General features: G+C 69.7%; 14 protein-coding genes, 1 tRNA gene and 1 pseudogene. 7 read left to right on the forward strand and 9 right to left on the reverse strand.

Annotated elements, in window-relative coordinates; genetic code table 11:
- The first annotated feature begins 26 nt into the window (after positions 1–26).
- The 4 genes from pstS (at position 27) to pstB (ending at position 4,077) form a co-directional block, all read left to right on the forward strand.
- The gene (gene pstS, locus ACI3KX_RS01190) at positions 27–1,136 is read left to right on the forward strand and encodes a phosphate ABC transporter substrate-binding protein PstS (RefSeq protein ID WP_349428191.1); all 1,110 of its coding nucleotides are present in this window, start codon (positions 27–29) and stop codon (positions 1,134–1,136) included.
- Positions 1,137–1,211: 75 nt separating this feature from the next.
- Positions 1,212–2,156, forward strand: a complete 945-nt coding sequence (pstC, locus tag ACI3KX_RS01195) for a phosphate ABC transporter permease subunit PstC (RefSeq protein ID WP_363353414.1) — start codon at positions 1,212–1,214, stop codon at positions 2,154–2,156.
- A gap of 1 nt (position 2,157) precedes the next feature.
- A complete protein-coding gene (pstA, locus tag ACI3KX_RS01200) occupies positions 2,158–3,264 on the forward strand; it encodes a phosphate ABC transporter permease PstA (RefSeq protein ID WP_404907207.1) in 1,107 nt (368 codons plus the stop codon).
- A gap of 33 nt (positions 3,265–3,297) precedes the next feature.
- Positions 3,298–4,077: a phosphate ABC transporter ATP-binding protein PstB gene (gene pstB / locus ACI3KX_RS01205; RefSeq protein WP_331912250.1), complete on the forward strand. Its 780-nt coding sequence runs from the start codon at positions 3,298–3,300 to the stop codon at positions 4,075–4,077.
- A gap of 91 nt (positions 4,078–4,168) precedes the next feature.
- Here the strand turns inward: pstB and ACI3KX_RS01210 are convergent, their stop codons facing one another.
- From ACI3KX_RS01210 to ACI3KX_RS01240, 7 genes and pseudogenes are all read right to left on the reverse strand, one after another.
- A complete protein-coding gene (locus tag ACI3KX_RS01210) occupies positions 4,169–5,056 on the reverse strand; it encodes an aminodeoxychorismate lyase (RefSeq protein ID WP_404907209.1) in 888 nt (295 codons plus the stop codon).
- A gap of 285 nt (positions 5,057–5,341) precedes the next feature.
- A complete protein-coding gene (locus ACI3KX_RS01215) occupies positions 5,342–5,980 on the reverse strand; it encodes a DNA-directed RNA polymerase subunit beta (RefSeq protein WP_363353419.1) in 639 nt (212 codons plus the stop codon).
- Between the two features lie 79 nt (positions 5,981–6,059).
- Complete coding sequence (locus ACI3KX_RS01220) at positions 6,060–6,467, reverse strand: VOC family protein (protein WP_349428197.1); 408 nt, start codon at positions 6,465–6,467, stop codon at positions 6,060–6,062.
- Between the two features lie 94 nt (positions 6,468–6,561).
- Positions 6,562–6,969 (reverse strand): helix-turn-helix transcriptional regulator, encoded by a 408-nt coding sequence (locus tag ACI3KX_RS01225; protein WP_349428198.1) that lies wholly within the window; start codon positions 6,967–6,969, stop codon positions 6,562–6,564.
- A gap of 47 nt (positions 6,970–7,016) precedes the next feature.
- Complete coding sequence (locus ACI3KX_RS01230) at positions 7,017–7,826, reverse strand: anti-sigma factor (RefSeq protein ID WP_363355707.1); 810 nt, start codon at positions 7,824–7,826, stop codon at positions 7,017–7,019.
- Complete coding sequence (gene sigK, locus ACI3KX_RS01235) at positions 7,826–8,428, reverse strand: ECF RNA polymerase sigma factor SigK (RefSeq protein WP_363353423.1); 603 nt, start codon at positions 8,426–8,428, stop codon at positions 7,826–7,828. The genes ACI3KX_RS01230 and sigK overlap by 1 nt, the downstream gene beginning before the upstream one ends.
- Before the next feature lie 52 nt (positions 8,429–8,480).
- Positions 8,481–10,193: pseudogene (locus ACI3KX_RS01240) on the reverse strand (cytochrome c biogenesis protein DipZ); the annotation flags it as partial.
- Positions 10,194–10,404: 211 nt separating this feature from the next.
- On the opposite strand from ACI3KX_RS01240, the gene ACI3KX_RS01245 reads away from it, so the two are divergent.
- From ACI3KX_RS01245 to ACI3KX_RS01255, 3 genes are all read left to right on the forward strand, one after another.
- Positions 10,405–11,067 (forward strand): fasciclin domain-containing protein, encoded by a 663-nt coding sequence (locus ACI3KX_RS01245; RefSeq protein WP_363353427.1) that lies wholly within the window; start codon positions 10,405–10,407, stop codon positions 11,065–11,067.
- A 194-nt stretch (positions 11,068–11,261) separates the two neighbouring features.
- Entirely contained in the window at positions 11,262–12,683 is a 1,422-nt protein-coding gene (locus ACI3KX_RS01250; RefSeq protein ID WP_404907212.1) for a protein kinase domain-containing protein, read from the forward strand.
- A gap of 46 nt (positions 12,684–12,729) precedes the next feature.
- A tRNA-Lys gene (locus ACI3KX_RS01255) sits at positions 12,730–12,802 on the forward strand.
- A 51-nt stretch (positions 12,803–12,853) separates the two neighbouring features.
- Here the strand turns inward: ACI3KX_RS01255 and ACI3KX_RS01260 are convergent.
- Both ACI3KX_RS01260 and ACI3KX_RS01265 read right to left on the reverse strand, forming a co-directional pair.
- A complete protein-coding gene (locus tag ACI3KX_RS01260) occupies positions 12,854–13,162 on the reverse strand; it encodes a hypothetical protein (protein ID WP_349428205.1) in 309 nt (102 codons plus the stop codon).
- A complete protein-coding gene (locus ACI3KX_RS01265) occupies positions 13,159–13,608 on the reverse strand; it encodes a GNAT family N-acetyltransferase (RefSeq protein ID WP_404907214.1) in 450 nt (149 codons plus the stop codon). The genes ACI3KX_RS01260 and ACI3KX_RS01265 overlap by 4 nt, the downstream gene beginning before the upstream one ends.
- Positions 13,609–13,633: the final 25 nt, after the last annotated feature.

Consider the following 13,633-nt stretch of genomic DNA (forward strand, 5'->3'; position numbering starts at 1 on the left):
TCCCTGACACGTGAAGGATTCACACAGTGAAGATCTCTCGCATCGCCCAGGTGGGCGCTGTCGCCGCAATCGCGGCCCTCGCCCTCGCAGGCTGCGCCTCCAACGAGACCCCCTCGGGCGAGACCACCGACGCACCCGAGTCGAACCTCTCCGGCGAGATCGCCGGCGGCGGCTCCTCGGCTCAGGAGGTCGCCGTCCAGGCGTGGACCGCCGGCTTCCAGACCGCCAACCCCGACGTGACGATCACGTACGACCCGTCGGGTTCCGGCGCCGGCCGCGAGTCGTTCCAGGCGGGCGCCTTCCCGTTCGCGGGCTCCGACCGCGCGTTCACGATCGAAGAGGTCGAGGCCGGTCCGTTCGACGGCTGCGTCGAGGAGTCGGGCATCATCGAGCTGCCGACGTACATCTCGCCGATCGCCGTCATCTTCAACGTCGAGGGCGTCGACTCGCTCAACCTCGACGCGGCGACGATGGCCGGCCTGTTCGCCGGCACGATCACGAACTGGAACGACCCGGCGATCGCCGCTCTCAACCCCGACGTGACCTTCCCCGACCTGGCCGTGACGCCGGTGCACCGCGCCGACGACTCGGGCACCACCGAGAACTTCACCGACTACCTCTACCAGGCGGCCGGCGACGTGTGGACGAACGAGGCCGACGGCGTGTGGCCGCTGTCCAGCGGTGAGGCCGCCCAGGGCACCTCGGGTGTCGTCTCCGCCGTCGCGGGCGGCAACGGCACCATCGGCTACGCCGACGCGTCGCGTGCCGCTGAGGAGGGCCTCTCGACCGCTGCGGTGAAGGTCGGCGACGAGTTCGTCGAGTACTCGCCGGAGGCGGCTGCCGCCATCGTCGACGAGTCGCCGTTCGAGGAGGGCCGCGGCGAGGGCGATCTCGCCATCGAGCTGAACCGCACCTCCGATGTCGCGGGCGTCTACCCGATCGTGCTCGTGAGCTACATGATCGCGTGCCAGGAGTACGCCGACGCGGCCGCGGCGCCGATCGTCAAGGGCTACCTGCAGTACGTGGCCAGCGCTGAGGGCCAGGATGCCGCTGCTGCCGCCGCCGGCAGCGCGCCGATCTCGGACTCCCTGCGTGAGCAGGTCAACGCCGCGATCGACCTGATCGTCACCCCGTAAGACCCCGATGCCCGGCCCGGTCCTCGCGATCGGGCCGGGTATCACCCTGAGAGAACCCGAATCCAGAAGGACACCATGACCACGACGACCGCCCCCGCCTCGGGCAAGGTCAAGCAGCGGCCGGGCGACCGCTGGTTCTCGGGAACCGCGCTCGGCGCCGGCGTGATGATCCTCGTCACGCTGGCCGCGGTCGCCATCTTCCTCCTCATCCAGTCCGTGCCCGGTCTGACCGCCACGTCGGAGACCGCCAGCATCCTTTCGGGAAACTTCTGGGAGTACGTCTGGCCGCTCGCCTTCGGCACCGTGTGGGCCTCCTTCCTGGCCCTTCTGATGGCCGTCCCTCTGGCGGTCTCGGTCGCCCTCTTCATCTCGCACTATGCACCGCGTCGACTCGCGCAGGGGCTCGGCTACATCGTCGACCTGCTCGCCGCCGTTCCGTCGGTGGTCTTCGGCCTGTGGGGCATCCTCGTGCTCGCCCCCGCCGTCCAGCCGATCTACGCATGGCTCAACGCCAACATGGGATGGTTCCCGCTCTTCTCGGGCACCGTCTCCAGCACCGGCCGCACCATCTTCACCGCCGCGATCGTCCTCGCGGTGATGGTCGTCCCGATCATCACCGCCATCTGCCGCGAGATCTTCCTGCAGACCCCGGTCCTGCATGAGGAGGCGGCCCTGGCGCTCGGCGCCACGCGGTGGGAGATGATCAAGATGGCCGTCTTCCCGTTCGGCCGCAGCGGCATCGTCTCGGCCTCGATGCTGGGCCTCGGCCGCGCGCTCGGCGAGACGATGGCGGTCGCCATGGTGCTCTCCGTCGCGAACGTGGTGACCTTCCAGCTGTTCACGGCCGAGAACCCCGGCACGATCCCCGCCAACATCGCCCTGACCTTCCCCGAGGCGTACGGCGTCAACATCAACGTCCTCATCGCCACCGGCCTCATCCTCTTCATCGTCACCTTCGCGGTCAACGCCATCGCCCGATGGATCGTCAGCCGCCGCAAGGAATTCTCGGGAGCGAACTGACATGACCGTGACGACCGCTCCACCCCGGGCTCCGCAGTCGGCGCCCGTGCGCGAGACCCCGCGGCTTACCAGCGGCCACCTCCCCTCCTGGGCGCCATGGGCCATCCTCGTCGGCAGCCTCGTCATCAGCGCCATCCTCTTCGCGATCGTCGCGATGGGCTCCGGAGACGGCTTCAACGTCGCCGGCTGGGCGGTCGTGGCGGCGCTGGTGTACCTCGCGCTGATCACGACGACGTCGTCCCTCGTCGAGGGCGGCCGCAAGGGCATGGATCGCCTTGTGACCGGCGTCGTGACGATCGCATTCCTCATCGCCATGGTCCCGCTGGTCTCGGTGGCGATCACGGTCGTCGTCAACGGCGTCGCCGGCATCTCGGCCGAGTTCTTCACCTCCTCGATGCGCAACGTCGTGGGCGAAGGCGGCGGCGCGCTCCACGCGATCGTCGGCACCGTCCTCATCACGTTCGCAGCCGCCGTGATCTCGATCCCGATCGGCATCTTCACCGCCATCTACCTCGTCGAGTACGGGCAGGGCGGACGCCTGAGCCGCGGCATCACGTTCCTCGTGGACGTCATGACCGGCATCCCGTCGATCGTCGCCGGTCTGTTCGCGTACGCCCTGTTCGCGCTGTTCCTCGGGCCTGGCATCCGCATGGGCATCATGGGCTCGGTCGCACTGGCGGTGCTGATGATCCCGGTGGTCGTGCGTTCGACGGAGGAGATGCTGCGCCTCGTGCCCAACGAGCTCCGCGAAGCGTCGTACGCGCTCGGCGTGCCCAAGTGGCGCACGATCGCGAAGATCGTCCTGCCGACCTCGCTCGCCGGCATCACCACGGGCGTCATGCTCTCGATCTCCCGCGTGATCGGCGAGACCGCCCCGCTGCTTCTCACGGCGGGCGTCGCGACGTCGATGAACTACAACCTCTTCGAGGGCCGCATGATGACGCTGCCGGTCATGGCCTACTCGCAGTACATGAACCAGGGCATCCCCGCCCAGGCCTACATCGACCGCGCGTGGGCGTGCGCTCTCGTCCTCATCGTCATCGTGATGCTCCTCAACCTCATCGCGCGCCTCGTCGCGAAGGTGTTCTCCCCCAAGCTGGGCCGCTGAGGCAGCCTCCACCCGAAAGCACTGACAGGAATCATGTCCAAGAGCATCGAAGTCAACGACCTCAACGTCTACTACGGCGACTTCAAGGCCGTCGAAGGCGTCTCCCTCGGCATCGAGCCGCGCAGCGTCACCGCCTTCATCGGCCCGTCGGGCTGCGGCAAGTCGACGTTCCTGCGCACGCTCAACCGCATGCACGAAGTGATCCCCGGCGCGCGCGTGGAGGGCGAGGTGCTCCTGGACGGCAACAACCTCTACGGCGCGAACGTCGACCCGGTGCTCGTGCGCCGCCAGGTCGGCATGGTCTTCCAGCGCCCCAACCCGTTCCCCACGATGTCGATCAAGGAGAACGTGCTGGCGGGGGTCAAGCTCAACAACAAGAAGATGTCGAAGTCCGACTCGGATGCTCTCGTCGAGAAGTCGCTGCGTGGCGCGAACCTGTGGAACGAGGTCAAGGACCGCCTCGACAAGCCCGGATCGGGCCTGTCGGGCGGCCAGCAGCAGCGTCTGTGCATCGCACGCGCCATCGCGGTCTCGCCCGAGGTGATCCTCATGGACGAGCCCTGCTCCGCCCTCGACCCGATCTCGACCTACGCGATCGAGGAGCTGATCGGCGAACTCAAGAACGACTACACGGTCGTCATCGTGACGCACAACATGCAGCAGGCGTCACGGGTGAGCGACAAGACGGCGTTCTTCAACATCGCGGGCACCGGCAAGCCCGGCAAGCTCATCGAGTACAACGACACGCGCTCGATCTTCACGACTCCGTCGGTGCAGGCGACCGAGGACTACGTCTCCGGTCGATTCGGCTGAACCGCCCGATCGCTGCACGAAGCCCTCGCCGATCGGCGGGGGCTTCGTCGTCGGTCGGCTCAGTCGTGCAGGCGGACTCAGTCGGTCGGGCTCAGTCGCGCGGGCTCAGCAGGTAGCGGTTGAAGGATGCCGTGAGCTCGGCATCCTTCGGCACCGCGGCGCCGTCGATGGCTGTGATGGGCGCCGCCAGTCGCACGCTCGACACCAGCCACGCGGCATCCGCGTCCGTCAGCGCGCTCGTCGGCAGCGTGGCGTAACCGGTCTCGTGCCCCTCCTCCTCGAGGTGGGCGAAGAGGCTCAGCTGCGTCGTGCCGTGGAGGATGCCGCCGTTCGGCGCGGGCGTGACGAAGCGGCCGTCGATGCGGAGGATGAGAGAGGCGGTGGGCGCCTCGAGCACGAAGCCGTCCGAGGTGACGAAGACGGCGTCGTCGGCCCCTCGGCGCTTGGCCTCGCGGATCGCAGCCATGTTGACCGCGTACGACAGGGTCTTCGCGCCGAGCAGCAGCCACGGCGCCTTCGCAGGGGTGTCGATGCCGTAGCCGCGATCGAGCGTGACGACCCGGATGCCGTGCTCGCGCACGGCGGTGTTGTCGGCGGCGGCAGCCACCGTCACCCACGCCGTCGGTGCGGGGCCGTGCTCGACGCCGCGGCTCAGGATGAGCTTGATGACGCCCTCGCCCTGGCGCGGCGCGTGCTGCGCGGCGGCGTCGACGGCCTGGCGCCACTGCTCGAGGTGCGGAGCGGCCAGGTCGCAGATGCGCGCGGAGTGTGCGAGCCGCTCGAGGTGGGCCTGCGTCTCCTGCGCGTGGCCGTCGACGACCCCGATCGACTCGAAGATGCCGTCGCCGCGCTGCGTGCTCAGCTCGCCGACGCTCAGGGCCGGCGCCGACGGGTCGATGACCCGGAACGTGCCGGCGAAATCGGACCGAGGATCATCGGATGCCGCGGGGTCGATGACGAGCGCGAAGAGCAATGCCATGTCCCCGAGCCTAAGTGCTCGGGAATGCCCGGCCCCTCGTCTCGGTTACACTGGATCGGCCGGGCCGCAGTAACCCCGGGCTCCAACTTTTGCCGCTACGAGCGGCGCCGCGCCGAGAGGCGTTCTGCGGCCCGGCACTTTCGTACCCGGCATTCGTCCGGGCGCTTCCTTCGCGCCGTGCTCCGTGAGACCTCAACTGACCGCCGAGACCGTGGGTTTCACCCGCAGTCTCGGCAGCCGGCTGCAGTCTCACCGCCAGGGCTGTGAGCGAAGCGCCAGCGGATCTCAGGTCAGGGCGTCGCGGCGCCAGAGGGCTGCGCAGGCCGACAGGTCGGCGCCATAGTCCGAGAGGCGCAGCGCCCGCGTGGTGAACGCCGACGCGCGCTCGGGTTCGGTCGTCTCGTAGTCGTCTGCGAGGTGTGTCGCGCCCGATGCCTGGACGCGGCAGAACGCCGCGGCGCGGTCGAGGGCCACCGCGAAGTCGCCCTCGAAGAGCCCGCGCAGGATGGTGTCGACCAGGGCGACGAGCTCGTCGGGACCGGCGGGCGACGGCGCGCCGGCCACGACGTCGTCGACGGAGGCGAGCTCGGCACGGCCGCGCTCGTACAGGAGCGCGGCCGTGCGCGGGTCGTCGTGGATCATGAGCTGCACGAGGTACAGCCGCCACAGCGCGCCGGGCAGCGTCTTCGCGGGCGAACGCGACCACAGCTCGGCGAGGTCGTCGATGCCGTTCTCGTCGGTGAACGAGACGAGCCGGTCGACGACGCGGCCGTCAGGGTCGGCGCGGACCCTGGCGAGCAGGGCGTGCGCGGTGGTGTGCGCGACGCGCGAGACCTCAGCCGGGTCCTCGGCAGCGAACGCCCGGTCGAAGACCTCGGCCGGGCGCCGGACGGGCTTGTGGAACTCCCTGGACGAATCGCTCATTCGGTCCAGGCTACTCGCCGCCACGAGAACCGGCTCGCGCTGCATCGCGGCCGCCCAGGGCAGGCACATGACCCGGCGCTCAGACCTGGTTGATGCGGATGTGGTTGCCGGCGAGGTCGCGGAAGGCGCAGTCGCGCGGACCCCACCCCTGCTCCTTGGGCTCCTGGAGCACCTCCGCGCCGAAGGCGCGCAGCTTCTCGAACGTCGCGTCGAGGTCGCTGGTCGTGAAGACGTAGGGTCCGGGGCCGGAACCCTTCACGATCAGACGCTGGAGCGCCTCGCCGTCGTCGGGCGAACGGCCCGCAGACGGATCCGACACCACGAGCGAGAGGCCGGGCTGGCCGGGGAAGCCGAAGCTCACCCAGCGGTGACCGTCGTACGAGACGTCGTTGACGACCTCGAGGCCGAGACCGTCGCGGTAGAAGGGGATGGCGGCGTCGACGTCGTCGACGGTGATGGGGCTGTATGCCAGGGCGATGTTCGTCATGCATGCCACGCTACGATCCCTCGCGAACCCGCGCTTCTCCGATCCTGCTCGGTTCACGAGCGGCGAGCCGGGCACTGCGCCGAGCCGCTCCGCGTCAGACGTACCGGGTCGGCCGCGTGAGGATCTTCGCGACGCACAGCGGCATGGCCTCGGCGGCATCGTGCGGGCGCGAGCGGTATGAGCTCGGGGTCTCCCCCACGATCTCGGAGAACGTCGAGCTGAACGAGCCGAGCGATGTCGCACCGACGGCAGTGCAGGCATCCGTCACCGAGACACCCTCGCGGAGCAGCGCCATCGCCCGCTCGATGCGCCGCGTCATGAGGTACGCGTACGGCGTCTCGCCGTAGGCGGCCTTGAACTCCCGGGAGAAGTGCGCGGGCGACATCAGGGCCCGGGTCGCCATCGTCGGCACGTCGAGTGGCTGGGCGTAGTCGCGGTCGATGAGGTCGCGCGCGCGGCGCAGGTGTGCGAGCGTCTGGGTCGTCTGCGGAGCGGAAACCACGGACTTCACGCTACCGGGGTGACGACTGCGCGCGCCTCGGATCAGGTTCACGCCGTCGGGATCGTGACGATCGGAACCGTCGACGGCTCGCCGGTAGGCGACCCGCCCTGCGGCTCGATCGTCACCGCGATGACATCGCCCGGCTCCAGCGCACCGTCGAGCAGTGCCGTCGCCTCGCCCTCAGCGGAGTCGAAAGTGCCCGCCGAGACAGCGCCTCCGTCGCGTACGAACCACAGCTCGAAGCTCTCGTCGTCGGCGATCTGCGGGAGCCCTTGCGAGACGAGCACGACCGTGCCGAGCGATTCCGACCAGTGCGCGGTCGCGGTGCCGCCGTCGGTGACCTCGACCGTGGCCGACTGCGCGTCGGGGGCATCCTCGATCTGCTGTAGCGCGACGACCTCGGCCGGCCGGTACAGGTAGTCGTTGATCATGGCCGCGCCGAGCCCCAGCGCGACGAGCAGCACCAACGATGCCGCGAGCGCGACGATGCCGCGGGTCCAGCGACGCCGGGAGACGGCCTGGATGACCGCGGTGGCGGGCGGCGGCTCAGAGGCCGGCCGATCGCTGCTCTCGGACCACGCGGTGACCGGTTCGGCGACCGCGGCGGCGGACGCGTCCATGGCAGGCAGCTGAGGGGTCGCGGCGACCCGCGACAGCAGCGTGGACCGCAGCGTCAGCGGGGGCACGGCATCGGCGACGGTGTCGGCGAGGGCGGCGGCGGTCGCGGCATCCGCGTCCACTCGCTCCTCCCACTCGGGGTGCCGGCGGCGCGCAGCCTCGAACGCCTCGCGGTCGGCGGGCGACAGCGCGTTCAGCGCAGCGCCTGCGGCGAGCTCGGCGAACTCCTCCTCGTTCATCACGCGGTCACCCCCATCTCTGCTCTCAGGCGGGACAGACCGTCCCGCATCCTCGTCTTGATCGTCCCCAGCGGCGCTCCCACCAGGGCCGCGATCTCGCTCTGACTGTAGCCCCCGTAATACGCGAGGGTCAGCGCTTCCTTCTGGGCGTCCGGCAGTGCCGACAGCGCGGTCGCCACCCTCTCCCCCTCGATGCGCAGCTCGACCTGTTCCGCCACCTCGTCATGGGCTACCCCGAGGTCGCGGAATCCCGCGCGCACGTCGCGATCCGTGCTCGACTGCGAGGCCCGCACACGGTCCACAGCCCGGCGGTGCGCGATCGTGAGCACCCACGATCTCCCCTGACCTCTGTTCGGAGCGAACCGCGACGCGGATTGCCACACCTCGAGGAAGACCTCCTGCAGCACCTCCTCGCTCTGCGCCCGGTCGACGAGCACCCGCAGGATCAGACCGAAGACGCGCGGCGAGAGCAGGTCGTAGACGCGCGCGAAGGCCGCCTGATCGCCGGCCGCCACCCGCAGCAGCAGCTCTCCGATGCGGTCGACCGGCTCCGTGCCGTCCTCCGGCACGTCGATCCCGTCGATCACCATGTCCACCAGCATGCCTTACGTCACCTCCCCGGGACCTGATCGCACCCGGTGTCCCGAACGTGAACGAGTAGACGTCGACTCCCGGCGAGACGCGCACGTCGAGCACGTGCGCGGCCGCATCGTCGGTCTCCGCCACGGCATACGAACGCGGCGTCCCCGACACGGCCAGGGTCTGCTCGCGGCCGTTGTCCAGGCGCACGCGCACCTCCCCCTCGCCGGCGAGCACCATGCGCACCTCCTCGGCATGGAACTGCAGACGGATGCCGCCGCCCGCGGTCCCCGACGGAGCCGCGTACTGCGTCTCGACCCGCCACGCGCCGTCCAGGGCGAACGAATCGGCCGGCTGGTCGTCGGGCAGCCGGTACTCGGATTCGCCCGCCCGATACACGGGCTCACCGCCGTAGTTGACGTCCTTCGCCGACCCGAGGAACGTCTCGCGCGTGCGGGTGCCGGCGTCCGGAGTGTCATCGGCGACGTCGGTCGGATCGGGCAGCGCCACACCGGGATCGGCATCCTCCAGCAGCTCGCGGATGAGCTTCTCGGTCGCGGCGTAGTTGCCCTCGCCGAGCGCGATGTGCCGGACCGTGCCGTCCGCGTCGATCAGATAGTGCGCGGGCCAATAGCGGTTCCGGTAGTTCGTCCACGTCGACAGGCTGTTGTCGAGGGCCACCGGGTAGGTGATGCCGAAGTCGCGCGCGCCGGCGGCGACGTTGCCGGCATCCTTCTCGAACGCGTACTCGGGAGAGTGGATGCCGATCACCTGCAGCCCCGCGTCGCGGTACGCCTGGTCCCACGCGACGACGTGCGGGATGCTGCGCTGACAGTTGATGCAGGAGTACGCCCAGAAGTCGATCAGGACGACCTGGCCGCGAAGGTCTTCGAGGTCGAGCGCCGCGCCGCCCTGCGTGTTCAGCCACGCCTCGATGCCGCGGATGCTCGGCGCCGTACCGCACGACTCGAGCTCGGACGCGCCGTTCGTGCACTGGTCGAGCTCGCGATTCTCGTCGGTGACGAGACCGCCGAGGTCGAGCGCCCGCCGGGCCTCGGGGTTGTCGGTGAGCTCCCGCTGGACGCCTGCGGTGTAGTCGGGCACGAGGCGCTGCAGCGCCTGCGGCACGTTGAAGACGAGGCCCACGGCGAGGGCGAGCATCGCGACGCCCGCGGCGACGCGCAGGCCGCGCTCGCGCTTGCGGAACGCGCGGATGCGCTCGACGAGCCCACGGCCCGCCAGTGCGAAGAACAGGAGCGGGATGGCGACCCCCACCGCGAACGAGACCGTCAGCACGACCGTGCCGGCGTCGATGCGTCCCGTGGATCCGGCGACGATGATCGCCGCGAGCACCGGTCCCGCGCACGGCACGAAGACGGTTCCCAATGCGAGCCCCACGCCGTACCCGCTTCCCCGGTTCTGCACCTCCGAGCGACGAGCGAGCTTCTGGAAAGGCTTCTCGAGCAGCTGCTCGAATCGCGGCACGAGCAGCCCGATGCCGATGAGCACGAGCACGGCGATACCCGCCCAGCGCAGCACGTCCTGGGGAAGCCCGAGTGCTCCGAGCACGAGGGAGCCGAGCAGCGTCACGAGGGTGAAGCTCGTGATGAGACCCGCGATCACGAGATAGGGCCGCCATCGCGACACGGGCGCCGCGCGGCCTGCCGCGTCGTCGAGCCGGGCGGACTGCGCGCCCCCGGTCAGGAAGATGACCGGCAGCACCGGCAGGATGCACGGCGAGATCCCCGTGATGAGTCCGCCGAGCAGACCGATGATGACGAGCTCCATGCGTCCCCCTAGGTGTTGCGGGTTGTTCGCTCCGGAGCCCGGTTCGGATTGGTCGGACGAGTGTCATGCGGGCGTGCTCGGGATCGGCATCCGATTCTTCCAATCCGTTCCGGCGAGCCCTCCGAACAGTCCGTGTAGCCGCTCCTGCGGCACGCTCCCCGCACCGGGGGCCACCAGACCGCGGTCGCACGACCGCATGGAGGAGGAAGACATGTCTCGCATCACCAGGAAGCGTCTGTCGGCCGGGCTCGCTCTCGCCGTCGCCGCGACCTTCGCGCTGTCCGCCTGTTCGATGGGCGGCTCGGCCGCCGAACCTTCCACCGAACCGTCCGCACCCGCCATGGAATCGAGCGAGGAGCCGATGGCGGCCGACCCCGCCGCAGACCTCGTCGGCCCGGGCTGCGCCGCCTACGCCGAGGCCGTGCCGGACGGCGCCGGCTCGATCGAGGGCATGTCGGCGGACCCGGTCGCGGTGGCGGCATCCAACAATCCGATGCTGACGACCCTCACCGCTGCGGTGAGCGCCCAGCTGAACCCTGAGGTGGACCTCGTCGACACTCTCAACGGTGACGAGTTCACGGTCTTCGCGCCGGTCGACGAAGCGTTCGCGGCGATCGACCCCGCCACGATCGAGTCGCTCAAGACCGACACCGCGACGCTGACGTCGATCCTCACCTACCACGTGGTGCCCGGCCGGATCGAGCCCGCCGACATCGCCGGCATGCACACCACCGTGCAGGGCGCCGATCTCGAGGTGACAGGCAGCGGCGACGCCTGGATGGTCAACGACGCGAACGTGATCTGCGGCGGCGTGCAGACGGCCAACGCCACCGTGTATCTCATCGACTCGGTCCTGATGCCTCCGGCACAGTGACCGACGCCGGCTTCGGCCGGCACGCAGGGGGGCACGAGGCCGCCGGCGAAGCGAGGTCGCCGGCGGTCTCGTGGTGTCCACATGCACGCGGTCGCGGGAGAGTCAAGGGTGTGGGCCTGATCAGTTGTGCTGTCTAGCCTTATCCTCGGCCTGGGGTTGTGCCGGAGGGGTGCGGACACCGGGTGGGAGGAGACGTGACAGACCTGCGCGAGTCGGCGGAGTTGTCCACCGGCGAGATCTTGGACGATCGCTACGTCCTGCATGAGCGGATCGGCGAGGGTGGAATGGCGCGCGTCTATCGCGCCGAAGACACCCACCTCCAGCGCTCGGTGGCGGTGAAGGTGTTCCGAGAGCCCACCGACGGCATCGACTCCGTCGAGCGTGCGCTGTCGGAGACGACGCTCCTCGCCTCTCTGAGTCACCATTCCCTGGTCACCGTGTTCGATGCCCGCGTGGGCACGGGTGAGCCCAGCTATCTGGTCATGGAGCACGTCGACGGCATCACCCTGCGCGATCTCATCGCGCGCGGGCCTGTCGATCCGCGGATCGTCGCATCGATCGCGATCGACATCGCGGAGGGGCTGCACGTCGCGCACGAGCACGGGGTCGTGCATCGCGACATCAAGCCCTCGAACGTGCTCCTGTGGTCATCTCCGCGGCCGGGATGGGAGTGGCGGGCGAAGCTCGCGGACTTCGGCATCGCCTACTTGATAGACACGGCGCGCGTGACGACCCCCGGAGTGATCGTCGGCACGATGGCGTACGTCGCTCCGGAGCAGGCGCGAGGTGTGCCGCCGGCGCCGGCCGCCGACATCTACGCGTTCGGTCTCCTGCTCATCGAGGCGCTGACCGGCGAACGCCCGTTCGGCGATGCCGAAGGCATCGGAACCGTCGTGGCACGTCTGACGTCGGCGCCCGAGATCCCGGAGTCGCTCCACCCGTCGTGGCAGGGTCTGCTGCGCGGGATGACCGCGATCCGCCCGGACGACCGACCCACCGCGCTCGAGGTCGTGACGGCGGCGTCCCGCCTGGCGGCGATGGAGAACACCATCGCCCGCGAGCGGGCCGACCCCGCGACGGCGCCCGTCGCGGCGCCCGTCACCGGCCCTACCCAGGTCTTTCCCGGGCCGACGCTCGTGGCTCATCCCCCAGGCCCGGTCGAGCGCGGCGCGCTCCGCCGCGATGCGCGCATGGCCGCGCTCGCCTCGGGAGCTTCCGCCAGCACGGACAGCGCGGCTGTGGTCGTCCCATCCGTTCCGGACGAGCAGCGCCGACCCTCCCGTCGAGTCCTGGTGATCGGTGCTGTCATCGCGGCGCTGCTGGTGCTCGGACTCGCGCTCGGGTCGCTGCTGCTCGCGAACAGCTGGTCCCCAGAACCGGACCCCGCATCCACTCCCCCCGCAGAGGAGCAGGCTCCGCCGGTACCGACGGAGGAGGCTCCGGTCGAGGATGCGCCGGCGAACGTGCCCGCTGAGCAGCTCCCGGCCGAGGACGTGCCGCCGGCAGACACCGGCGGCGGAGGCGACGTCAACGACAACAGCGGCCCAGGGAACAACAACGGCAACGGAAACGGCAACGGCAACAGCGGGCGCGGGAACGGGAATGGGAAGGGCTGAGCCTGAGAACGGAACCACACCTGTCGGCAAGTAGGCTGGTATCCGAGGGCCTCTAGCTCAGTCGGTAGAGCATCGGACTTTTAATCCGCGGGTCGTGGGTTCGAGCCCCACGGGGCCCACTCACAGCGTCGAAGTGCCGCCTGCGGCTGCGTTCCCCCGCCATCTCCCCTTCAGCGGGCGATCGCGGCGGCGATGAGCCAGACCACGATGCTCAGCACGAGCGCGATCAGCGGATACCAGAACGCCGTGTGCTTGCGCGAGAGCGCGATGATGCCTGCAACTCCCCCGATGACCGCGAGAGCAAGCGGCATGTAGCCGCCCAGCACGATGGCGAGCGTGTTGTCGTAGCTGCCGATGGCCCAGGCGAGCGAGACGAAGAACAACACCACCGCGGCGCCGACCGAGAACCCGATCAGCAGCAGTGTGGCGACCATGTCGCCGGTGGAGCGCTCGGCGGGCGCGGCGTCGGTCGTCATCATCGGTTCAGTCCTATCTCGTAGTGCACGAACCCGGTGTGGCTCGCCACCCGGTCGTAGAGCGTGCGGGCCGTCCCGTTCGTCTCATGCGTGAGCCAGTAGACCTTCGCCGCATCGTGCGTGTGCGCCCACTCGGTCACGTGGTCGATGAGTGCTCGACCCGCACCCGTGCCGCGGGTATCGGGGGCGACGAAGAGGTCTTCGAGGTAGACGTACGGTGTCGCGGACCACGTGGCCGCATGCGTCAGCCAGTGGACGAGTCCGACCGCGTGGCCCCGGCCGTCGATTGCGATCGCGCCGTGGATCGGGAACTGGGGATCGAGGAGGCGGTTCCATGTCAGCTCGGTCTGCTCGTCGGAGAGCTCGGACTCGTAGAACTCCAGGTAGCCGCGCCAGAGCGGCAGCCATGCGTCGTGGTCGCCGGTGGCGAGCGGGCGGATGTCGGTCACAGGACAGACGCTAGCGGGTCGCGGG

The organism is Microbacterium sp. ZW CA_36, from assembly GCF_044987475.1.
In the GTDB taxonomy this organism is placed as follows: Bacteria; Actinomycetota; Actinomycetes; order Actinomycetales; family Microbacteriaceae; genus Microbacterium.